At 49.7% G+C, this 21,188-nt stretch carries 23 protein-coding genes; 9 read left to right on the top strand and 14 right to left on the bottom strand.

Annotation, left to right across the window (positions count from 1 at the left end; genetic code table 11):
• Positions 1-3: 3 nt before the first annotated feature.
• Positions 4-1,137, bottom strand: coding sequence for an aminomethyl transferase family protein (locus EYQ01_06570; GenBank protein ID HIE65460.1), 1,134 nt, complete (start codon positions 1,135-1,137; stop codon positions 4-6).
• A gap of 123 nt (positions 1,138-1,260) precedes the next feature.
• On the opposite strand from EYQ01_06570, the gene EYQ01_06565 reads away from it, so the two are divergent.
• Complete coding sequence (locus EYQ01_06565; GenBank protein HIE65459.1) at positions 1,261-1,638, top strand: hypothetical protein; 378 nt, start codon at positions 1,261-1,263, stop codon at positions 1,636-1,638.
• 97 nt (positions 1,639-1,735) lie between these two features.
• Positions 1,736-2,053 carry a hypothetical protein gene (locus EYQ01_06560; protein ID HIE65458.1) on the top strand — a complete coding sequence of 106 codons (318 nt, stop codon included), beginning with the start codon at positions 1,736-1,738 and terminating at the stop codon, positions 2,051-2,053.
• 86 nt (positions 2,054-2,139) lie between these two features.
• Here the strand turns inward: EYQ01_06560 and EYQ01_06555 are convergent, their stop codons facing one another.
• The gene (locus tag EYQ01_06555) at positions 2,140-2,820 is read right to left on the bottom strand and encodes a response regulator transcription factor (GenBank protein ID HIE65457.1); all 681 of its coding nucleotides are present in this window, start codon (positions 2,818-2,820) and stop codon (positions 2,140-2,142) included.
• 32 nt (positions 2,821-2,852) lie between these two features.
• The gene (locus EYQ01_06550; protein ID HIE65456.1) at positions 2,853-3,887 is read right to left on the bottom strand and encodes a hypothetical protein; all 1,035 of its coding nucleotides are present in this window, start codon (positions 3,885-3,887) and stop codon (positions 2,853-2,855) included.
• A gap of 265 nt (positions 3,888-4,152) precedes the next feature.
• Between EYQ01_06550 and tig the strand changes: the two genes are divergently transcribed.
• From tig to clpX, 3 genes are all read left to right on the top strand, one after another.
• Positions 4,153-5,424, top strand: coding sequence for a trigger factor (gene tig, locus EYQ01_06545; protein ID HIE65455.1), 1,272 nt, complete (start codon positions 4,153-4,155; stop codon positions 5,422-5,424).
• Positions 5,424-6,014, top strand: coding sequence for an ATP-dependent Clp endopeptidase proteolytic subunit ClpP (gene clpP / locus EYQ01_06540; GenBank protein ID HIE65454.1), 591 nt, complete (start codon positions 5,424-5,426; stop codon positions 6,012-6,014). Before tig ends, clpP begins: the two co-directional genes overlap by 1 nt.
• A gap of 66 nt (positions 6,015-6,080) precedes the next feature.
• Entirely contained in the window at positions 6,081-7,334 is a 1,254-nt protein-coding gene (gene clpX / locus EYQ01_06535; GenBank protein ID HIE65453.1) for an ATP-dependent Clp protease ATP-binding subunit ClpX, read from the top strand.
• 144 nt (positions 7,335-7,478) lie between these two features.
• Here the strand turns inward: clpX and EYQ01_06530 are convergent, their stop codons facing one another.
• The 8 genes from EYQ01_06530 to EYQ01_06495 form a co-directional block, all read right to left on the bottom strand.
• Positions 7,479-8,858 carry an AAA family ATPase gene (locus EYQ01_06530; GenBank protein HIE65452.1) on the bottom strand — a complete coding sequence of 460 codons (1,380 nt, stop codon included), beginning with the start codon at positions 8,856-8,858 and terminating at the stop codon, positions 7,479-7,481.
• Between the two features lie 179 nt (positions 8,859-9,037).
• Positions 9,038-9,643, bottom strand: coding sequence for a molybdenum cofactor guanylyltransferase (locus tag EYQ01_06525; protein HIE65451.1), 606 nt, complete (start codon positions 9,641-9,643; stop codon positions 9,038-9,040).
• 37 nt (positions 9,644-9,680) lie between these two features.
• A complete protein-coding gene (locus EYQ01_06520; protein ID HIE65450.1) occupies positions 9,681-10,208 on the bottom strand; it encodes a cytochrome c in 528 nt (175 codons plus the stop codon).
• 27 nt (positions 10,209-10,235) lie between these two features.
• Positions 10,236-10,646, bottom strand: a complete 411-nt coding sequence (locus tag EYQ01_06515) for a hypothetical protein (GenBank protein HIE65449.1) — start codon at positions 10,644-10,646, stop codon at positions 10,236-10,238.
• Between the two features lie 143 nt (positions 10,647-10,789).
• On the bottom strand, positions 10,790-11,242 hold the full coding sequence (locus EYQ01_06510; GenBank protein ID HIE65448.1) for a universal stress protein: 453 nt from the start codon (positions 11,240-11,242) through the stop codon (positions 10,790-10,792).
• Positions 11,243-11,398: 156 nt separating this feature from the next.
• Positions 11,399-11,845, bottom strand: a complete 447-nt coding sequence (locus EYQ01_06505; GenBank protein HIE65447.1) for a CBS domain-containing protein — start codon at positions 11,843-11,845, stop codon at positions 11,399-11,401.
• A 72-nt stretch (positions 11,846-11,917) separates the two neighbouring features.
• Entirely contained in the window at positions 11,918-12,508 is a 591-nt protein-coding gene (locus EYQ01_06500) for a CBS domain-containing protein (GenBank protein ID HIE65446.1), read from the bottom strand.
• A gap of 258 nt (positions 12,509-12,766) precedes the next feature.
• Complete coding sequence (locus EYQ01_06495) at positions 12,767-14,443, bottom strand: carbon starvation protein A (GenBank protein ID HIE65445.1); 1,677 nt, start codon at positions 14,441-14,443, stop codon at positions 12,767-12,769.
• Positions 14,444-14,913: 470 nt separating this feature from the next.
• Here EYQ01_06495 and rsmD point away from each other — a divergent pair, with 470 nt between their 5' ends.
• The 4 genes from rsmD to EYQ01_06475 all read left to right on the top strand — a co-directional run bounded on the left by rsmD (position 14,914) and on the right by EYQ01_06475 (position 17,495).
• Positions 14,914-15,438 carry a 16S rRNA (guanine(966)-N(2))-methyltransferase RsmD gene (gene rsmD / locus EYQ01_06490; protein HIE65444.1) on the top strand — a complete coding sequence of 175 codons (525 nt, stop codon included), beginning with the start codon at positions 14,914-14,916 and terminating at the stop codon, positions 15,436-15,438.
• Complete coding sequence (gene coaD, locus EYQ01_06485; protein ID HIE65443.1) at positions 15,425-15,928, top strand: pantetheine-phosphate adenylyltransferase; 504 nt, start codon at positions 15,425-15,427, stop codon at positions 15,926-15,928. Before rsmD ends, coaD begins: the two co-directional genes overlap by 14 nt.
• Positions 15,925-17,118, top strand: coding sequence for a pyridoxal phosphate-dependent aminotransferase (locus tag EYQ01_06480; GenBank protein HIE65442.1), 1,194 nt, complete (start codon positions 15,925-15,927; stop codon positions 17,116-17,118). The genes coaD and EYQ01_06480 overlap by 4 nt, the downstream gene beginning before the upstream one ends.
• Before the next feature lie 92 nt (positions 17,119-17,210).
• Entirely contained in the window at positions 17,211-17,495 is a 285-nt protein-coding gene (locus EYQ01_06475; protein HIE65441.1) for a zinc ribbon domain-containing protein, read from the top strand.
• Positions 17,496-17,505: 10 nt separating this feature from the next.
• Here the strand turns inward: EYQ01_06475 and EYQ01_06470 are convergent, their stop codons facing one another.
• From EYQ01_06470 to purH, 3 genes are all read right to left on the bottom strand, one after another.
• Complete coding sequence (locus EYQ01_06470) at positions 17,506-18,165, bottom strand: threonylcarbamoyl-AMP synthase (GenBank protein ID HIE65440.1); 660 nt, start codon at positions 18,163-18,165, stop codon at positions 17,506-17,508.
• Between the two features lie 30 nt (positions 18,166-18,195).
• Entirely contained in the window at positions 18,196-19,446 is a 1,251-nt protein-coding gene (purD, locus tag EYQ01_06465; protein HIE65439.1) for a phosphoribosylamine--glycine ligase, read from the bottom strand.
• Positions 19,447-19,613: 167 nt separating this feature from the next.
• Positions 19,614-21,170, bottom strand: coding sequence for a bifunctional phosphoribosylaminoimidazolecarboxamide formyltransferase/IMP cyclohydrolase (purH, locus tag EYQ01_06460; protein ID HIE65438.1), 1,557 nt, complete (start codon positions 21,168-21,170; stop codon positions 19,614-19,616).
• Positions 21,171-21,188 lie beyond the last annotated feature (18 nt).

The raw sequence follows: 21,188 nt of genomic DNA, 5'->3' as shown, positions 1-21,188 counted from the left end.
TCCTTACGCAGAGCTTCCTTTAAAAGGAAGGGGCGCCGCCTGGGCGGCTGTCCGGGCACTGCCCACTTCCACCTCAAGATCGGTTCCCGGAACGGCAAACTTTTGACGCAAATAACACAGGGCAATGATTTTTCCCATCAGGGGCGACCGGGTTACGCTTGTGATCCATCCCACCTTTTTATCCCCTATGAAGATCTGTCCTTTGCGTTCCGGAAGCTCAGACCCTTCCAAAACCAGTCCATAAAGGTTTTTGTTCACATGACCATAGGTCTTTATCCGAGCAACGACCTCCTGTCCGGGATAGCATCCCTTCGTGTAACTGATTGCATCTTCCTGAAGACCCGCCTCGATAGGGAGTATATCTTCATCGATTTCATCACCATAACGAGGCAAACCGGCTTCGATACGAAGGATTTCCAGAGCCGTCTGACCAATGGGCAGCGCATCAAGATCCTGTCCAACAACCAGGAGTTTTTTCCATAAGAGGGCACATCCTTCTTCAGGGAGATAAAGGTGGTAATCTTCTTCTCCTGTGACGGATCGCTTGATGCAGAGAAGAGAGTGCCCTTCCCATGCCCTCTCAAAAAAAGATCGTTCTTCCATAAATGGAAGCGTCTCTCCAAAAAATGTTTCGAGTAGCGGCCTCGCACGCGGGCCTGAAACCATGAGCCTCCCCCAGGAAAGCGCTTCTATCTTGACTTGAGAACGCAGCTTGAAGCGCAGCAAATTCTCCTTCGTCTTCTCAGAATTCGACGATTCGACCTCCATAAACAAGCCATCGGATACGGGATACAGATGGAACTCGGACAAAACCTTTCCTTTGGCCGTCAACAGGGTGGTATATATCCCCCGTTCTTTTGAAAGGAGGAGCATGTCGTTACTGATGAGGTTTTGCATAAAGGAATCTCGGTCCGATCCGGTCACCAGGAAGTGCCCTTGGGAGGAAAGGTCTGTAAGTCCAACCCGATTTCGAACAGCACGATATTCTCTGCCTACATCGCCATAATGTTCTGGAAGTTCCCACTCGCCATAAGGGGAGAAGTGTGCTCCAGCCCGTCGATGGTCATCATAAAGTCCTAACTTTTTCATCACGCGTGGCTCCGTCTTGGAAGTGGATTCAGCTACAATGTATATCATGGCTATTTCTTTAGGGTCAAACTCGAGGGCCTCAATCTAGAATTCTGAACTCTGGTGGGAAAATGGGTTTTGCAATTTGTCTGGGTTTTTGGTATATCGTACCGTCGATCGAAGGAGGAGGCGGTGAAGTTTTTCAGATGGTATAATACTGTCCTTGTGATCTTGAGCTGTTTCCTGCAATGGATCCAGCCAAAGATTTTTGTTACGAATATAAGTGGAATCGAAACCTTTGACGGAAAACTGGTTTTCGGTCTGGGGGTCATTGGCTTCCTGGCGGCTTCAGGCGATCTCATCATAAAAGGGGGCCGCTTTGCCTGGCTTACCAACGTCACTGGTTTTATTGTCTTTATAATTATTTCCATGCTTTTTTATGATTATTCCCGGAATGAATATGTGTTGGGACCGGGAATGTATTTGGCCGCGATGGGGAGCCTTCAACTGACAGGTGCTTATGTTGCCTCTCTCTTTAAGAAGGGGGGCCAGACCCCTTCGGGCGAGTGAGACATCATTATCATAAACAAGTGATTATCGGCTGGGGATTGACTCACAGGACTTAAATCACTTATTCTGGCCTATATAGTGCGAGGAGGGAAGGGATATGCTTAAAGTGAGAGCAATGATTTGGACGCTCGTGTTCGTATTCGGGTTATTGGCGGCGGCGCCAAGTGCCTGGACCTGTTCCAGTATGGGTCCCGGAAAGCATATGGGTGTGGTCAGGACAAGCGATCCGCTCAAAGGGGTTCTGGTGATTATCGATGCGGAAAGCCAGCATCCGATTCATTTTTTGACTTCGGGTGAACTACTCAGAAAGGTCCATGCGGACGATACCGTGATTGTAACGTTTACGACCCACGAAGATCAGCTCATTGCAAAGGAGATCGTCGTCCATCTTGCCAAAAGGAACCCGATGTCCTGACAAGTTCAAGATCTAAACTTCCAGGGTTTTTAGGAGAATCGGCGCTTCCTCATTACGCAATCGCGGCAGGAGGACAAGGTGTTACATTAGGGGCTCTCCGTGTCCTGATCCAGGTCTATAATCCCGTCCTTAATCCCCTGAATGGCCGCCTTGGTTCGGTCGTCGACTTTCATTTTATAAAATATTTTTCGAACATGATTCTTGATTGTTTTATCACTTAGGCCCAGGTCCACCGCAATTTCTTTGTTCGTCTTCCCTCTCGAGACCCGCTGCAAGACGCCTATCTCTCTTTCAGTCAAGTTATAACGGTTGCCGATTTTCTTTTCTTTCTGCTCGCTTTTTTCCCGGGTGAACTCTTCGAGGATTTTTTTTGCGATAATCGGATGGAGAACCGATTCTCCTTTATATATTGAACGGATGGCCTTTACAATATCGGCAGACTCCGAGTCTTTCAAGAGATATCCATTAATGCCGGAACGCACCAGTTCAAATATGGTCTGGTCATCGTCGTGCATGGTCAGCGCGACAATCCCGATGTGAGGAAAGTCTTTCTTGATTAAGCGGGTGGCCTCAACCCCGTTCATTTCGGGCATGGAGATATCCATGAGAATAACTTCCGGTTTCAGTTTTTTGGCCATCTGAACCGCTTCAAGCCCGTTTTTGGCTTCTCCCACAACATTCATATCCCGCTTAGTCTTGAGAATAGCGCCCAGTCCTTCACGAACTACACGATGGTCGTCTGCAATGAGAACCTTGATTTTCTTCAATGAAGGGTCATCTCCTGAAACATCTACCCGACCTAATCAGATTTCCCTAAAGGTATCTGAATAACAACACGCGTCCCTTTTCCCAGTCGTGTTGTTATCTTTGCCTGGCCTCCCAACAACCGGGCCCGTTCCGTAATGGCTTGAAGGCCGAATGAGCGTTGTCCGTTTTGATCCCGTTTTACCTTCTCCTGATCAAACCCGACGCCGTTATCAATGATGGAAACATGCATCGTTTTACTTTTTATACTGACTTTAACATCGACCCGCTTGGCGCGCGCATGTTTTTGCACGTTCGCAAGGGCTTCCTGGATGATTCGGAAAACAAATATTTTTGTCTGGGAGGCGATCAGACGTTCGTTGACTGCCGTCTTCAAGGTGGTCTTAATCTGATATTGCCGGTGATACGTTTTTAGATAATTTTCCAAAGAACGGACGAGACCGGATTGTTCAATGGAGATCGGGCGCAGATTAAATATAACTTCCCGTGCCTCGGAGATACCTTCTTTTAACAGTTTTTTTGTCTCCTGAAGAGACGCAATGGATCGCGCGCGGTTCTTCTCCATTTGGTCGGAGCAATAATCAAGCCGATAACTGAGTCCAACCAGGGTCTGCACCAGGCCGTCATGGATGTCGCAGGCAATTCGGGTGCGCTCTTCAGCGATGGCCAACTCAACCTCTTTCACATAGAGACGATAAAGCGATTGATATTCCAGAAGATGTTGTTCTATCTTTTCTTTGCTCTTGATGCGCTCTTCGATCAATTGCCACATAAATTTAGCCGAAGGTCCCCCGATAATGGCTGTCCCGGGAGGCATGGTCACATGAAGGGTTTCTTCTACGAACTGGTTCCCACTCACATCGATGACCAGATCGGCTTTTTTTGACTGGAGTAGTTTTTTATAATTCTGCGTGACAGGGATCTTTAATTTTTTGGCAAGTTTGATCCCGGCCGCATGTTTATCCACATCAGCAACACCGACAATCTGAACAAGCGGATCATCGTAAAGAATCTCTATAAGCGATAACCCCCCTTTCCCGGCACCGATGATGGCCACCTTTGTCAACATTGTTCCTCCAAGCCACTTTGAGAAGACCCCAAACCTGACAAAATAATAGCAGAAATTTCAGATTTACGAATAAAAAAATTAAGGGCCGCAAATCCCTGCCGTGACAACCGGTCGGAGTGCGCAGGGCGTTATTCGGGTGAAACCGATCAGGCCGGAGGACTTTCCTGGATGAAGTTTCGGCCTGGCTCCATTCTCAGGGCTCCACATGGTTGACAAGGGGGGTGTCCAGATATAGAATGGGGAGATTTTTCTAATAAGGAGTCTCATGAAGGTTGAAGTTGAGGAAATTACTTCTGTCAAAAAAATACTTAAAATAGAGATCCCGCAAGAGGTGGTCGCCAGTGAATTTGCACAGGCCTATTCCAAGCTCAAAAAGACCGTGAAGATTCCGGGGTTTCGTCCCGGAAAGGTCCCCTTGGCCCTCGTCGAAAAAAAATTTGGGGCAGCGGTCGAAGAAGATGTTCTCCGGAAGCTGGTGCCGGATTACTACCAGAAAGCGATCAAGGAACTGGACATCTCTCCGGTTGAATTCCCCTCATTTGACAAGATTGAGGCCAAGAAGAACGCCCCCCTGCATTTTACCGCGACCGTTGAGGTCAGACCTGTCGTTCACCTGTCAGACTACAAGGGACTGATTCTCCCGCGAAAGAAAATAAATGTAGCCGATGAGGATGTCATGAAAACCCTGGAGAGAATCCAGGAGGAACAGGGGCATCAGGAGGCCTGTTCTGACGGCCATGCCATCGTTTCAGATGACTATGTGACGATTGATTTTGCCGGTTCGGTTGATGGAAAACTGATGGCACGCGGCAGTGCTCAAGGGTATACACTCCGGGTTGGCTCAAATACATTTCTTCCGGAATTCGAAGACGCACTCCTCAGTAAAAAAAGGGGGAAAAGCTTTGAAGCCGCGGTTCCATTTCCTGAAAATTATCAGGAAAAAGAAATTGCCGGAAAGACCGTCTCTTTCAAGATTGAGGTGAAAGAGATCAAGAAGAAAGTTCTCCCAAAAATAGATGATGACCTGGCAAAAGACGTCGGGCTCTCCTCGCTTGACACCCTGAAGGAAAAGGTCCATCAAACATTGATGGACCAAAAAACCTCTCAACAGAAACATGATCAAAACAGTATTTTGATTAAAAAGCTGGTGGAATTGCACCCTATTGATGTTCCCCCATCCATGGTCGATCGAGAAATACACAACAGCTTGGCAAACCTTCAGAAGGCAGGTCCGCAAAAAGTGGACGTTTCAATGTTCCACAAGGAATATGAGCCCATTGCACGGGAACGGATTCAGGGGCAGTTCATTCTGAGCGCTATCGCAGAAAAAGAAAATATCTCGGTCACGGACCAGGAGGTCGATGACGAAATCAAGTCCATCGCCACGGCGTCCAGGATCTCACCAGAGAAAGCAAGAGAAATGATCTCTCATCAGGATGGATCCCTGGAGGGATTAAAATCAAGAATCAGACAAGACAAGGCGCTCAAACAGGTCTACTCCCTTGCCCAATTTAAAGATGAAGGAGAAAAATCGTAATGCTGGTACCAATGGTGATCGAACAATCTAGCCGAGGCGAGCGGGCCTATGACATCTACTCTCGCCTTCTCAAAGATCGGATTATTTTTCTGGGCACAGGCATCGATGATAATGTCTCCAATCTTATCATCGCGCAGCTCCTCTTTCTCGAGGCGGAAGATCCTGAGAAGGATATTAATATTTACATTAACTCCCCCGGGGGAATGGTAACCTCGGGTCTGGCGATTTATGATACAATACAATATATAAAATCGCCTGTGTCGACAATCTGCATCGGACAGGCCGCAAGTATGGGAGCGCTCCTCTTGGCCGCCGGGACAACCGGCAAGCGGTATTCCCTTCCGAATGCACGTGTCATGATTCATCAACCGATGGGAGGCTTCCAGGGCCAAGCAACGGACATCGATATCCATGCCCGCGAAATTTTGAAGATGCGAGAGCGTTTAAATGCGATCCTGGCAAAACATTCCGGTCAGGATATCGAAAAAATCCGTAAAGATACCGAACGTGATTATTTTATGTCCGGTGAAGAGGCGAAGACTTATCATATCGTTGATGAGGTGATTGAGAGCGCTCCGGCACGTAAGTGAGAAATATCGGGGAGCACGGTTGCTTCAGGCACGAACCTGGATGGGTCATAAAGGGGAAGATTTAGAATGGTAAAAAAGGAAAAGATAGAGTCCCTCCTGCGTTGTTCCTTCTGCGGTAAGAATCGTGATGAGGTTAAGAAGCTCATCGCCGGTCCAACGGTCTACATCTGTGACGAGTGCGTTGATCTTTGCAATGATATTATTGCCGAAGAGTGGGACGAAGAAAAAGAAGAAGCCTCCTCCGCCCTTCCCAAACCGGCGGATATCAAAAAAACCCTGGACCAGTTTGTTGTCGGACAGCATCGGGCAAAAAAAATTCTCGCGGTTGCAGTCCATAATCACTATAAACGTGTCGCAAGCAACGCACGAAATGACGATATCGAACTCCAGAAGGGAAACATCCTGCTTATCGGCCCGACTGGTACCGGCAAGACCCTCCTCGCACAAACCCTGGCTCGCATTCTTGATGTTCCATTTACAATCGCAGATGCCACAACCCTTACAGAAGCCGGGTATGTCGGTGAAGATGTCGAAAATATCGTTCTCAAATTGCTACAGGCTGCGGATTATGATGTCGATAAGGCCGAGCGGGGGATCGTCTACATTGACGAGATTGACAAGATCTCTCGAAAAAGTGAGTCGCCTTCCATTACACGTGATGTGTCCGGTGAGGGGGTCCAACAGGCCCTTCTCAAGCTGATTGAAGGGACGGTCGCAAATGTTCCACCACAGGGTGGCCGAAAACATCCGCACCAGGAATTCATTCAAGTCGATACCACCAATATTCTTTTCATCTGTGGTGGAGCCTTTATCGGGCTTGAGGATCAGATAGAACATCGCGTCAACAAGAGGACGATGGGATTTGGTGCCGACATCAGACTGAAAAGCGACCGTAAACTTGGAGAACTCTTACGGAAGGTTCAGGGGGAGGATCTGATTAAACATGGTCTGATTCCGGAATTTGTTGGGCGTCTCCCTGTCACAGCTACCCTGGAAGACCTGGATGAAAAAGCCTTGGTCCGTATCTTAACGGAACCGAAGAGTGCCTTGGCCAAGCAGTATGAGAAGCTTTTTTCCCTGGAGAAGGTCAAGTTGAAATTTACAGACAGCGCCCTTGCGGCCGTTGCAAAAAAATCCCTCGTACAAAAAACAGGCGCCCGAGGCCTCCGCTCTATCCTGGAAGAAGTCATGCTCGAACTCATGTATGAGCTCCCTTCCATAAAAAACCTCAAGGAATGCATTATCACAGAGGAAGTGATCAGCGGTTCAGGAGACCCGGTTTTCCTCTATGAGCGTGATAAAGGAATAAAATCCGCGTAACTTTCTTCAATCCCGCCACGTCCTTCAAGAAAAGAAAACCCAAAACGGATCGGACAGGAAGACTCGTCAAGTAGCACATCTGATGTTTTATTTATCTGTTTATGACGGACGCCGTCAGGAGGGACCAGGCAGGATGACTTTTCTTTAAATCGAAGCCGGGATTTGATACCGTTTCAATTTGTTGTACAAACTTGCGCGGGAAATACCCAAGGACCGGGCGGCCAAGGATTTATTCCCTTTACATCTTTGAAGAGAATCAATAATCCGCTCTCTCTCGACCTTGGAAAGCATCTCTCGGGTCGAACTAAATAGAGAGGACGAGGGGGCATAGGGGGAAGGCCCCCCATCCTCTTCGATCAGGAGTGATTCTGGTGTAATCTCAGAAGTCGGGGAAACAAGAACCCCTCGCTCGATAATATTCTCCAGTTCCCGGACATTTCCTGTCCATGGCATACCCTGCAAGAGACCGACTGCCTCCGCGGAAAGAGACATCGGGCCTTTCCTATTTTGTTCCGTATATTTTTTAATAAAATGCTCGACAAGAAGAGGGATATCATCCAGACGATCACGGAGCGGTGGAATCACGATGGGCATAACGGCCAGGCGGTAGTAAAGATCTTCCCGAAATGTTTTTTTCGCGATCGCCTCTTTTAGCGACTTATTTGTCGCAGCCACCATCCGGACATTTATTTTTGAACTTCGATTTCCGCCAACAGGACGCGATTCACCTTCTTGCAAGGCACGAAGGAGCTTTGATTGGAAAACCAGGCTGGTGTCGCCTATTTCATCCAGGAAGAGTGTCCCGCCTTCTGCCTCTGCAAAAAGGCCTTTCTTATTCTGTATCGCCCCGGTGAAGGCCCCCCTGACATGACCAAATAGTTCACTTTCCAACAATGTTTCAGGGAGGGCACCGCAATCGATTGCGACAAAAGGGCGGTATCGACGCGGGCTATTCCAATGGAGAGCGCGCGCGACCCTTTCCTTACCCGTACCGCTTTCTCCATAGATCAGGATCGTTGCATTACTGGGAGAGACGAGACGAATCAACTGAAAAAGGGCTCGCATCTTCTTGCTGTTTCCAATCATCCCACAAAATGATGTCGCCTCCTCACCCACAACAGTAGAGGTGCCATTTCCAGAAACAGGCGGACTCTCGATCAGGGGGAGATCGTGAACGAATTCTATCACCCGGCACACCTTCCCATTTTCCCCTAAAATGGGATAGGCGCTGTACTCTTTTGCCTGGGTCCGCCCATCTGCCGTTGCAATTTTGCTGATCACGCGGTAGGGTTTCCCTGCTTTAAAAACCTCCAGACATGCGCATGGATCACAGGGAGTTTTCAACCCGTGCAGAAGGGAATAACATTTCTGATCAACGGACTTATCGCCCCCGTGCTTATCGCGGGCCGCCTTGTTTGCATACGCAAGGCTATAGTCTTCTCTGATCACTATAACTGGATCAGAGATCCCATTCAGAACCGCTTCGCAAAGGGCATTGGATTGTTGATCTATCGGAGCTTCCACAGTGCTACATCTCCAAGTCGCATGAGGACAACCAACTTAATAAGATATTACCTTTCCACACTACGATGCATCTTATTATAAATCCTGATAAAAATCAACCACAAGCTCAATAACCCAACCCCGAGGCACCCGTAAATACGCCCAGAAACCATCAAGATGTGGAGGCAATCGCGCCCGTCTTACCCTTGTCCTTCTTTCAGAATACGATGGGCCGACTCAAGGTCTGCGGGGGTGTTGATATTCACCACCGAGCGGAAAAGCGGATCTTGTCCAAGAAACGATTCTTTCTGAAAAAGGACGGTCCTGACAGATTTCGTGAGGGAATGCGGACCAAAATCGCCCGACTTGATTTGTGCGTCAATGGCCGGTAGACAGGTTTGTGCATAGACGGCATGGAGAGGATGGAGTCCATCTGAAAGGGAAGGAATCACAAGGTCAACCCCCTCCGAGTGATTGAGCATTAATCGAATGATGTCGGGGTTGACAAAAGGCATGTCGCAGGCCACCACAAAAATGGCCTCCCTCGACGTGGCCCGGAGGGCAGTCTCAATTCCGCCGATCGATCCCAAGCCAGGAAGTCGGTCTCGCAGGTAGGGGCAGGGAAGATCTCGAAAGCGCTCAAGGTGATCGACCACGACGACCACCTCGGAAAAAACCCCGGAGAGGATATCGATAACACGCTGGATAAGGGTCTTCCCTGCCAGTCGAACAAAGGCCTTCTCTCCCCCGATCCGGCGTCCTTTCCCCCCGGCCAACACGACGCCCGTCGTTCCCTCTTGTCGCATCTCCCCCACGCGCGCCCACCCTTAGAGGGCTGCAAGCTTATCCTTCTTCAACGGAATGCTCAATTTCCCCATGATCATGAACTGCCGGTTTATTTCCATGCGACCATGTGTGCTGATATGCGATCACTTTCCAGATCTCTTCTTCAGAAAGCTTCTCCTTCCAGGACGGCATACGGGTTTTCGCCACCCCTTCAGAAACCCTCCAGAACCAGTAACTGTCTGAGAGGCGGTTGACCCGTTCACGGACACGAAAATCAGGCGAACCCCGTTTCTTCGGGCGGTCTTTTTTTGGATCAATCCCGTGGCAGGTTGCACAACCCTCTTTTGCCGTTCTCGTCTTTCTCTTAAACTCATACTCCAAAACGGTCGTCTCAAAGATCACCTTCCCTTCTTTGATGATCTTCGAGTCTGTCCACCAGCCCCTGGGCATGTGTTTTTCTGCGTAGGACTTCGGGACCGGCTTCAAAGGTTTTACCTTCTCACCTGCAGCAAAAATCTGCTCCGAATTTAACACGAATGTCATTGCCGCAATGACAAGCACAAGGAGTGTATTTTTTCCTGACATGATTCTCTTCGTAGGGGTAAAAGGCGCTTAGGTTGCCACGATCACAAGATCCGTAAGGTGTTCCATTCCATCACAATCGACGATAACGCAAAAGACGTCATATGTTTCACCTGCGTCGCCCGTCTTAAATTCAATGTGCGTCCGTTTATGTACAGTAGAGATCGTTCCACTTTCAATTTCTTCATCAGAATCAAATAGGAGGACAAAGGCATGTTCGACGCCCGGTTTTCCCACATGTTCAAATATAAGTTTTATTGCTCGTCCCTCGGGAACCTCTATGCGGTTACCGAAGGACCTGCCCTCTGAATCGCGGAAGCCTTCTTCATCCACTTGAATAATGACCTCAACCGGAGACCCCTCTGCCCTTGAGGGAGATGGGAGTGTAAAAAAAACCACCGCTGCCATGAACATGACCAGTAAAGTTCTTCGAATTTTCACCTTTATCTTGTCCTCTATCTTTAAATAATCCCTTAAGCAAATCCGATTGTGGACCATTCTGATGATAGCGCTCCCCCTTACTCCAGAGACTTGTCCCCGCTCTCCATAGATAATTATACTCCTTTTCTAGGATGTTTTTTTTCTCAGATCTGCGGATATTCGTGCTTCGGACTCTTCACTGTAACGACTGGGCAAGGGGATTCCCGGACCACCTGGCCGGCCTGACGACCAATCATGATATGCGTGAGGCCGGTTTTTCCATGTGTTCCGATCACAATCAGGTCAGCCTTTCGTTCTATGGCCGTTCGGATAATCTCGGCAGACGGGATTCCGTCGACCAAGACCTTGCTTCCCCTCAGACCTTGATCTTCCGCCCTCTGAACCAAGTCATTTAACAACGCGTTCGCCTCATCTTTTTTGTAGATGCCATACTCGTTATGGAGGGGGGCCTCCACGTCCGAATGATCAGGCCATTCATCTATATATAGAAAGATTATACTGGGTCGCATCTCTTCGCACATTAAAAATGCGAAGTCGACCGCCGCGTTTGATAACTCGGAAAAATCGGTAGGGACCAATAGCGTTCGAATCGGCATACGATCCTCCTCTCCAACCTCGATCGGGCTGAAGGTTTATCGCTTCTCAAGTGAACGCTCAACTTCCTATATGATCACGAACTCCAGGCCTTTTCCCATGTGACCCTTTGTGCGGTACGCGACCACTTTCCAAATTTCTTCCTCGATTAAATGTTATTAAAAAACCGGCTGTGGACCCAAGCTTGTTTCTAGATAACATCCAATAATATCCCTACGAGCAACAAGTCCTATGAGTCTCCCTTCATGGTCGACCACGGGCACACGGATGAGGTGACGAGACTGAAGGAGGGCGATCACTTCTTTTATCGGGGTTGACTCATTAATAGATACAACAGGTTGGGTCATGACCTCTGATGCAGGGGTCTTGAGTAGATATTTCCCCTTCATCAGGGCATCCAAAATGTCGTATTCGCTCACAAGCCCGATCAAGGTCGAATCATCCTCAACAATCGGGAGACTCCCGAAACCCTCTTTAACAAGCGTTTCCGCCATGTCATCACAGGAGGTCTCTCCCCCGCAGGAGAATACATCTCTTTCCATGACATGGGAGGCGGTCACCTCCGTCATACTTTTTCCACCCACACGAAAATCTATTCGCCGCATCACTCATCTCCTTTGAATTGTATCTCTCCCTGAGACCTCCCGACAAGAACGGAGAGCCCTTTCGCTCCGGGGTCAAACATTATGACGGAAACCGGGAAGCGGCCCAAACCTTGACTTGATATAGCACTTGAGAATATCCCTACGTGCTATAATTCCGCTTAACTTTCCTTCATGATCAACAACGGGGACTCGAATGAGATGTCGGGATTGAAGGAGGGTGATCACATCTGCAATCGGCGTATCCTCTCGAACCGATATTGCCGGTTGTGTCATGACCTCCTGCGCAAGCGTCCCGCGTAAATCCATCCCTTTCATCAAGGCATTCAAGATGTCGTATTCACTCACAAGCCCAATCAGGATCCGCTCATGATCAACGATCGGGATACTGCCAAAACCTCTATTAAACAAGATCTCTGCCAGTTCGTGGCAATAGGCATTCTTCCCGTAGGAAATCACCTTTCTTTCCATCGTGTGGTCAGCATTCATATCCGTCATGCTTTTACCCCCGACACGAAAAGCCAATCTCTGCATGGATTTCTCTCCTTTCCGGTTTGCCGGATCACCGACACACCGTTCCCCATGGTTCCCAAGCGCCTGAATGCCCCAAGGCTTCTTCTTGAAGCGATCTCCCGCGTCTACGCTACCATGGTATAAACAGAGCATATTCCATGCCAAACTTAACCTATTGAAATATAAAAACTTTAATCAGTTCTATTGTGTGGATTTGTCTACTATTTTTGACACTTCGTACGACCATTCAGAAGAAGAGATTAAGGAATTGTTCTTTGCTTCCCCTCGGGGAGAGGGGTTTGATGACTTGAGCCTGGAGTATATTTGCACTCTAAAGCTGTATAACCTTGTGGACACATTTATACACTTTATTATGCCGTATTTGTGTGCCACACGAGATATAGGCGGGTCTTATTTCCGATCAGCTCGGAGTTTTCGGAGGATCAGAACCGTCTCAACAATCATCCAGATTTCAAGGATCAGGATGGCCGAACCAATCAAAACCGTCAGGAGATTGGAAGATGCGCCTTCCACTCCGAGTTGTCTGCTCCAGCTGATAATATTGTAAACCATTGCGCCGGTGGTCATGGTGACCAGGAAAACCATCGGGATGGCAAAATGGAGGACTGGGCGCTTTGCCCGGTAAAGGTAGACGACAAGGACCAGGAGGGTCATACCGCCGATGAGTTGATTCGTCGTCCCGAAGAGGAGCCAGAGGGGAACCCAGACCTTCGGCCCGGCCATCACAAGCGGAATTGCCGGGCCGACCGCGACCAGCGTCGCGATAAAACGGTTTTTTAAAATCGGGATGTTTAAGGCCGCTCCCAATTCGGAAACAACCAGCCGCTGAATCCGCGCGCCGGTGTCCATCGAGGTTGCCGCAAAAGAAATGGCAAGGACGGCAACAACCGCTTGTGCCCAGTCGGTCGGGAGGGCCAGCGCCTCCAGAAAGGTTCCCGCACCCGTCACAAAGTTGGCAATGGCATTGATCCCAGAGGCATTCCATGAGGCATAGTGGCTCGACCAGTCGGGGAGTCCGGCCGCGACCGCCAGCGTCGCAATGAGTGCCAGCGCCCCCTCTCCCAACATCCCACCATAGCCGATGAAGCGGGCGTCTTCCATCTTATCCAACTGTTTCGAGGTTGTTCCGCTTGCGACCAGGCCGTGAAATCCGGAGATCGCACCACAGGCAATCGTGACGAAGATGACCGGGAAAAGGGGTGGCGCTCCCACCGGATGAAGGTTGAACGCAGGCGCATTCATTTCCGGGTTTAAAAAAATCAAGCCCAGCACTAGGGCAACCAGCCCCACAATCAACTGATGTGAATTGATATAATCACGAGGCTGAAGAAGGAGCCAGACCGGAAGGAGGCTCGCGATGGCTGCGTAAATCAGGAGGATGATTGCCCAGGCGGTGATCGGATTTTCTCCAGGACCGACAAGCGGTTCCAGAGAAACCGGGACCGCGATCCCAACGGCCACCATGGCATAAAGGGAAATCAATGCAATAATAGAAGGGATAAAAATCCCGCCTTTTTTCTTGTGAAAGAGAGTCCCGATGATGAGGGCGACAATAATTTCAAAATTAACCGGGATGACGGAGGCTTGGTATTTGTGGAAAAGAACACCGATGGCAAAGGCAAAGACCGCCAGGACAATCCAGACCAGGAAATAGATAATGATCTGAAAAAGAATCCGAACCCGCGGTGTGACAATGGTTGCGGCGAGGTCTCCCATCGTACGTCCATCATTTCGGGCCGAGAGAACAAGGGCGCCAAAATCGTGTGCCGATCCGATGAAAATCGTACCAAATACCACCCAGAAGAGGGCGGGGAACCAGCCCCAGATCACGGCGACCGCCGGCCCGATAATGGGGGCAGCTCCGGCAATCGAGGTATAATGATGGCCCCAGAGGATGTGTTTGCTGGTCGGGATGTAGTCGTAGTCATCCCGAAGGGCGGGGTTGTGTGCCGGCGTCTGCTCTTTATTTGAGAGGTGGAAGACCTTCTCTGCCAGAATACGGGAGTAGCCCCGGTAACCCAGAAAGTAAAAAAGGCTCAGTACGGTTAAAGCGATCAGAACAGCCATTCAAATTCGACCTGTTTGCATTGGGGATGCGGGGAGAAAGGGCACACGCACTGCCTCTCCGAAACACGAGGAGCACATCTTATCGAAACAATGAACTGTTGTCAAAATGGAATCCCTGTACAAAAATAGACCGTCGCCATCCGGATCCCAAGATCCGCGGTTGGATCTTGGGATAAACGGTCAAGTCGCCTGAAAGACAAGGCCAGAGGCCATAAGGGCGAGCGAGGCGTACTCACCTGTACGGTGAGGGGTCCGTTGGCCGGTAACACAGTCATTTCAGGCGAATCGGCGGTTTCTAATTCCGCAATCACAGAATTAGGGTGGGTGTTGCATCTTGCGGAGCAAGACTGTACTTCTGTAAGATGCTTCAGAACCCTCTGGCCTGATCCGGACATACCTCCCGGAAAAAGTCGATGATGGGTGGAAGGACTTTTGGATATTGAGGACTTGCTGTGCGTATCATCTCAGGGATGATGAAAGGACGAAAGCTGGTCGCCCCCCCTGGACTTAACATGCGTCCAACTTCTGACAAGGTGAAAGGTGCCATTTACAACATCCTGTCCGATCGAATCATCATGGCTTCTTTCCTTGACCTTTATGCCGGGAGCGGTTCGGTCGGAATCGAGGGGCTGAGTCGGGGGGCACGCCAGGTTGTCTTTGTAGACCAGGACAGGAGACACCTCCATTACATTCGAAAGAATATCCCCAAGGGTCCATTTGAAGGGCGCTATCAGATCATTCAAAAATCTGCGTCAGATTTTTTAATAACGACGAAACAGTCCTTTGACTTTATTTTCATCGATCCTCCCTATGTAAGTGAGGAGCTTGAAAAGATATTGCCAAGGCTCATACAGGGTGATATCATAGCGGAAGATGGCGAAATAATCATTGAGCACCACCGAAAAAAGCCTCTTCCGGAGAATATAGGGGCTTTTCTTTTAATAAAAGAATATAAATACGGAGAGACCCTCCTTTCTTTATATGGCAGAAAATGAAGCATCAAAATTAGCTATTTATCCCGGCACCTTTGATCCGATCACCAACGGACATCTAGATATTGCAAAGCGAGCCCTCCACCTTTTTCCAAACCTTGTCCTCGCCATTGCCCCTAATGCCGGGAAAAAACCCCTTTTCAGTCTTGTAGAACGGCTTGAGATGATCCGACAGGCCACCAAAGGACTCGGGCTGCACATCGAATCGTTTAACGGGCTCCTCGTCGATTACGTCGCCCAAAAGGGGGCCAGTGCTATTATCAGAGGGATTCGAGCCGTCTCCGACTTTGAATTTGAGTTTCAAATGGCCCTCATGAACCGGAAACTAGACTCCAGCATTGAAACGGTCTTCCTGATGCCGAGCGAAGAATACTCTTACCTGACCTCTACCTTGATCAAAGAGGTCGCCAGCTACGGTGGAAATATCTCCTCCCTTGTTCCCAAACCGGTTATAGAAAAATTACTGGAAAAATACGGGAGCAAGGCTTCATGAAACTCGCAAACCGGATCAGTAAAATAAAACCCTCTCCGACGATGGCCATGGCCGCCAGAGCGAGAGCTTTGATCGGACAGGGAATCGATATTGTGAATCTGGGTCTTGGAGAGCCTGATTTCCAAACCCCTGAGCCTGCATCCGGGGCCGGAATCGATGCGATCCGGTCGGGTTATACAAAGTACACCCCTCCTTCAGGAAGCCTTGAACTGAAAGAGGTTATCCGCCAAAAATTTAAAATAGATAACGAGCTGGATTACGCCAACAATGAAATTATTGTCTCCTGTGGCGCAAAACACAGCTTGTACAACATCGCGCAGGTCCTTTTTGAAAAGGGAGACGAGGTCATTATTCCTGCGCCCTACTGGGTGTCCTATCCGGATCAGGTTCTCCTGAATGACGCAATTCCCGTCATCGTCGAGACGAAGGAAGAAAATGGCTTCTTGATGACACCGGATCAATTGAAAGATGCGATGTCTCCGAAGACAAAGGGGATAATCTTTAACTCGCCCTCCAATCCGACCGGCGCAACTTATACCGAAAAACACTACGAGGCCTTTGCCGACCTTCTTTTAAACAGCCCTTTGTGGATTATCTCTGATGAAATCTATGAAAAATTTCTCTATGACGGAATAAGCCACACAAGTATCGCTTCCTTAAGTCCCGACTTAAAGAGTAAAACGATCGTGGTCAATGGCATCTCCAAGGCCTACGCGATGACAGGGTGGCGAATCGGCTACGCCGCCGGACCGGAAGAGGTTGTCCGTGCAATGGGGACGGTGCAGAGTCAAAGCACATCCAATCCGACATCGATCTCCCAAAAAGCTGCCATAGCTGCCCTGAAGGAAGGGGCCCCCTTCATCCAAACGATGATTGAGATATTTCATCAAAGAAGGCGGTTTATGGTCGATCGCTTAAACCGGATTCCCGGGATACGATGTCCTCGTCCGGCAGGAAGTTTTTATCTTTTCCCAAATATACAAGAGATCCTCGGGAAAAAGTACAAAGGGAGTGAGATCCTCAGCTCTGTTGACCTGGCCACATTTCTCCTCGAAGAGGGAGGCGTCACCACCATACCCGGTGTGGCCTTCGGTGCCGAAGGATATTTGAGGATTTCTTACGCCGCCCCTGAGGATGTCCTGGCAAAAGGACTGGAAAAGATAGACCAGGCGATTCGTCTTTTATCTTAACGATTTAATGACAAGCTCTGAATAGGAAAATGTAACTATTGAGATTGAACTGAACCTTTACAGGTAAACTGTGAATAACGGAGGGTATGGTAGTGCCGATTTATGAATATGAATGTGAGACCTGCAGTAAGCGTATTGAAATCTTACAAAAAATGTCAGACCCACCCTTAACCTCCTGCGACACCTGCGAGGGGAGCGTTCATCGAATCGTTTCCCCTTCCGGACTGATCTTCAAGGGAAGCGGGTTTTATATCAACGACTACGCCAGGAAGAAAAAAGACGGCCCTTCCGATGCAAAGGGAGAGAAAAAAGCGGCCGCTCCCGTTGCAGAAAAGAAAAAAAAAGAAACCCCCGCCAAACCAAAATCCAAAGACTAAAACGGCACTCTCAGACCAGAATACCCAAACCCTCTCTCAATCTTTGCCTTGAGATCGCCCCCTCCCTCAAGACCCTGGGATCAGATTCCGACACATCCAGCACTGTGGATGGCAGCGTCAGGCCACATAGACCGCCATCCAGGATGTGCAGAACATTTTTTATCTTCCTGATATCCGGTGACAACATCGCCTCAACATCTGCGGCAGACCCCGGGTTATTTCTTCCTGAAAGGTTAGCACTCGTCGCTGTGATTGGAAGACCGACCGCTTCGATCAAAAGGATCGCCAGCCTCGCGTCAGGAATGCGGATGCCGATTTTCCCGGTCCCTCCCATCAAAAGATCCGGCAGTTCTCTCGCCCCTTTAAACACGAGCGTCAGCGGTCCGGGCCAGAACCGCGCCATTGCCTTCTTTGCAAGCGGGAGTATTTCCGCCACCAGAGGTTGTAGCATTTCTACTGATGAAACCAGAAGGAGAATCGGATTTGAACGATCCCGGCCCTTCATCTCAAAAAGCCGGACAAGTGCGTCCGTATCAAAGGGGTTGACGGCCAGACCATAGTAGGTGTCTGTCGGAAAGGCAACGACACCCCCCTTCCGGATCACCCTGCCAAGAGTGGCAAGAATTTTGGGATCGGGACTACCTGGATCAATCGGTATCCGCTTTTTCATGGTTCATCAGGACAGGACGCCCATCTTCCTTCAGTCCGCCGTGGCACCGATATCGTTCCGAAAGTGCATCCCCGGAAAAGAAATCTGATCAATTGCCTGATAGGCTCTCTGGCGGGATTCAGCAAGGGTCGCGCCCAGGGCCGTGACCCCAAGGACTCGCCCGCCCCTCGTAAGCCAGCGCGCTCCTTCCCGCTCCGTTCCCGCGTGGAAAATAAAAGTATCAGAAAGATCAATATTCTCCAGGCCTGAAATCACCTCTCCCTTGCGATAACTACCCGGATAGCCTTCAGAGGCCAAGACCACACAGGTCGCTGCCGCCTCCTTCCACTCAAGTTTTATCTCGTCAAGGCGGTGATCCAACGTCGCCTGCATCACCTCAAGCCAGTCTGTTTTCAGCCGCGGCAGGATTGCCTGGGCCTCAGGGTCTCCCCAACGGGCATTAAACTCCAGAACCCTGATTCCCTCAGGGCTCAGCATCAGACCCGCATAAAGAACCCCCTGGTAGGGGGTTCCCTCGCTGGAAAGGCCCTGAAGTATCGGCGTGATCACCTTCGACATAATCTCCGCTTCAATCTCATCGCTCAGCCTTGGCGTGGGAGAAACTGCCCCCATACCGCCGGTGTTTGGTCCGTGATCTCCATCCAATACCTGCTTGTGATCATGGGAAGCGGCCAGAGGAAGGGCCACAGTTCCATCTGTCACAACAAAAAAAGAGACCTCCAGCCCTTCCATATATTCCTCCAGAATGATTTGAGAAGCAGCCGGCCCCATCGCCTTAAAGCGCCCAAGTCCTTCCATCGCCTCTTCCGGCGTCCTGGCCACTACAACTCCTTTTCCGGCAGCAAGGCCCTCCACCTTCAAAACCACAGGCATCGGGAGTGTGGACACTCTTTGAATGGCTTCCTCGATTGAAACCACCCTGGCCGCGGGGGTCGGAATACCATATTTTTCCATCAGTGTTTTCGAAAAAACCTTGCTCGTTTCTATTTCAGATGCCGCCCGACGCGGCCCGAAAATCCGTCGTCCCGCCGCTTCAAACTGATCAACGATCCCCAGGGAGAGGGGAATTTCCGGGCCCACCACGCACAAGTCAATCTCTTTCTCTTTCGCAAATCGAAGAAGGCCCGCGACATCATCGGCCTTGATATCGACGCACTCCGCCAAAGGGGCCATCCCCGCATTTCCAGGGGCACAATAGAGATGCGTGACACGAGGGCTCTGAGCAATCTTCCAGACCAAAACATGCTCTCTCCCCCCGCCGCCCACAACAAGTATTTTCATTTTTTCCTTATAATGTAAGTGTAAAAGGTAAAACGGTTCAGATTGCCCAGATTTTACTTCAGGGCAAGGCGCGAGGAGCGCAGAACCGGAACGTACTGATTGTACGTGAGGATTCGAGCACCACAGCAACGCAGCCATGGAGAAAAATAGGGGTGAGCTGAACCATTTTAATGCTTGAAGTGCCTCATTCCGGTAAACACCATTGCCATCTTATGCTCGTCGATGGCCTGGATGACATCCTTATCCCGGATCGATCCTCCAGGCTGGACCACTGCGACGATACCGGCCTTTGCCGCTGTATCAATGGCATCCCGAAAAGGAAAGAAGGCGTCAGAGGCCATCACACTTCCTTCGAGGGGCTGCTGGGCCTTCATTTGGGCAATTTTTACGGAATCGACCCGGCTCATCTGCCCGGCCCCGATGCCAACCGTCTGTCCGGAGCGGGCATAGATGATTGCATTTGACTTCACGTACTTGCACACCTTCCACGCAAAAAGAAGCGCCGCAAGTTCTTCTTCGGATGGAACACGTTGGCTGACCACTTTCAAGCCCTTTGGGTCATCAATAATGTCGTCGTCATGGTCCTGAATAAGCATCCCCCCGGACAAACACCGGATATCCTTACGGGTTTTATTTTTATTGGAAGCGGCCCTGACGCCGGCTTCCAATATCCGTAGATTTTTTTTCTTCTGAAAGATGGCAAGGGCCGATGCATCAATACTCGGCGCGATCACAACCTCCATGAACGTGGACGTAATCTCCTCAGCCGTCTCCGCGTCGATGGGCCGATTAAAGGCAGCCACACCGCCGAACGCAGAACTCGGATCCGTTGCCCGCGCCTTCCGGTAGGCCTCGACCAATCTCTCCTCTGTTGCAACGCCGCAAGGATTATTATGTTTCACCACCACGGCGGCCTGTTCCTGAAACGACAGAACCATCTCATACGCCGCTTCCGTATCCAGAAAATTATTATAAGACATCTCCTTCCCCCAGAGCTGTTTCGGGAGATCGCTCTCCCCGGAAAAATTTTCTGTATAAAGAGCCGCTTCCTGATGCGGATTTTCGCCGTAGCGGAGTCCCTGAACCTTCTTCAACTGAATCTGGATTGAATCCGGGAAGCGCTCGGCCTTTCCTTCGACACCGCTCAAATAAGATGCGATCGTACTATCATATTCAGAGGTATAGCGAAAGACCTTGTTCGCAAGCGAAAAACGCTTGGATTCTGACACGGCTCCCTTCGATTTTCTCATTTCCTCAAGGATGTCTGCATAATCTCCCGGATCGACAATCACGGCGACATCCTTGTAGTTCTTCGCGGCAGACCGGAGCATGGTCGGCCCGCCGATATCAATATTTTCGATGGCGTCTTCCAACGTAACATCGGGCTTTGCAATGGTCTCTCTAAAGGGGTAGAGATTCACCACCACCAAGTCAATAGGGACGATCCCTTCCTTTTCCATCTCTTTCTCATGCTTTGGATTTCCCCGCTTGCCCAGAATTCCGCCATGAATGCGGGGATGGAGGGTCTTTACTCGGCCATCAAGCATTTCAGGAAAACCGGTATATTCGGATATTTCCCTGGCACTGACACCCTTCTCTTTGAGCAGGGCATAGGTCCCACCTGTCGAAAGAATTTCGATCCCCATCGCTTGAAGGCCCTGGGCAAGATCAACAATTCCCTCCTTGTTGTAGACACTTAGAATTGCCCGCTGAATTTTTCCCATCACTCCTCCATTCTAAGA

This window comes from Candidatus Manganitrophaceae bacterium (genome assembly GCA_012960925.1).
Taxonomy (GTDB): domain Bacteria; phylum Nitrospirota; class Nitrospiria; order SBBL01; family JAADHI01; genus DUAG01.
This window is presented reverse-complemented; position numbering and strand designations above follow the sequence as displayed.

Coding starts and splice junctions, on each gene's coding strand:
- EYQ01_06570 (HIE65460.1), bottom strand. CDS start 1,137: ATGATATACATTGTAGCTGAATCCACTTCCAAGACGGAGCCACGCGTG.
- EYQ01_06560 (HIE65458.1), top strand. CDS start 1,736: ATGCTTAAAGTGAGAGCAATGATTTGGACGCTCGTGTTCGTATTCGGG.
- EYQ01_06550 (HIE65456.1), bottom strand. CDS start 3,887: ATGTTGACAAAGGTGGCCATCATCGGTGCCGGGAAAGGGGGGTTATCG.
- tig (HIE65455.1), top strand. CDS start 4,153: ATGAAGGTTGAAGTTGAGGAAATTACTTCTGTCAAAAAAATACTTAAA.
- clpP (HIE65454.1), top strand. CDS start 5,424: ATGCTGGTACCAATGGTGATCGAACAATCTAGCCGAGGCGAGCGGGCC.
- clpX (HIE65453.1), top strand. CDS start 6,081: ATGGTAAAAAAGGAAAAGATAGAGTCCCTCCTGCGTTGTTCCTTCTGC.
- EYQ01_06525 (HIE65451.1), bottom strand. CDS start 9,643: ATGCGACAAGAGGGAACGACGGGCGTCGTGTTGGCCGGGGGGAAAGGA.
- EYQ01_06520 (HIE65450.1), bottom strand. CDS start 10,208: ATGTCAGGAAAAAATACACTCCTTGTGCTTGTCATTGCGGCAATGACA.
- EYQ01_06510 (HIE65448.1), bottom strand. CDS start 11,242: ATGCCGATTCGAACGCTATTGGTCCCTACCGATTTTTCCGAGTTATCA.
- EYQ01_06505 (HIE65447.1), bottom strand. CDS start 11,845: ATGCGGCGAATAGATTTTCGTGTGGGTGGAAAAAGTATGACGGAGGTG.
- EYQ01_06500 (HIE65446.1), bottom strand. CDS start 12,508: ATGCTCTGTTTATACCATGGTAGCGTAGACGCGGGAGATCGCTTCAAG.
- EYQ01_06495 (HIE65445.1), bottom strand. CDS start 14,443: ATGGCTGTTCTGATCGCTTTAACCGTACTGAGCCTTTTTTACTTTCTG.
- rsmD (HIE65444.1), top strand. CDS start 14,914: ATGATGAAAGGACGAAAGCTGGTCGCCCCCCCTGGACTTAACATGCGT.
- coaD (HIE65443.1), top strand. CDS start 15,425: ATGGCAGAAAATGAAGCATCAAAATTAGCTATTTATCCCGGCACCTTT.
- EYQ01_06480 (HIE65442.1), top strand. CDS start 15,925: ATGAAACTCGCAAACCGGATCAGTAAAATAAAACCCTCTCCGACGATG.
- EYQ01_06470 (HIE65440.1), bottom strand. CDS start 18,165: ATGAAAAAGCGGATACCGATTGATCCAGGTAGTCCCGATCCCAAAATT.
- purD (HIE65439.1), bottom strand. CDS start 19,446: ATGAAAATACTTGTTGTGGGCGGCGGGGGGAGAGAGCATGTTTTGGTC.
- purH (HIE65438.1), bottom strand. CDS start 21,170: ATGGGAAAAATTCAGCGGGCAATTCTAAGTGTCTACAACAAGGAGGGA.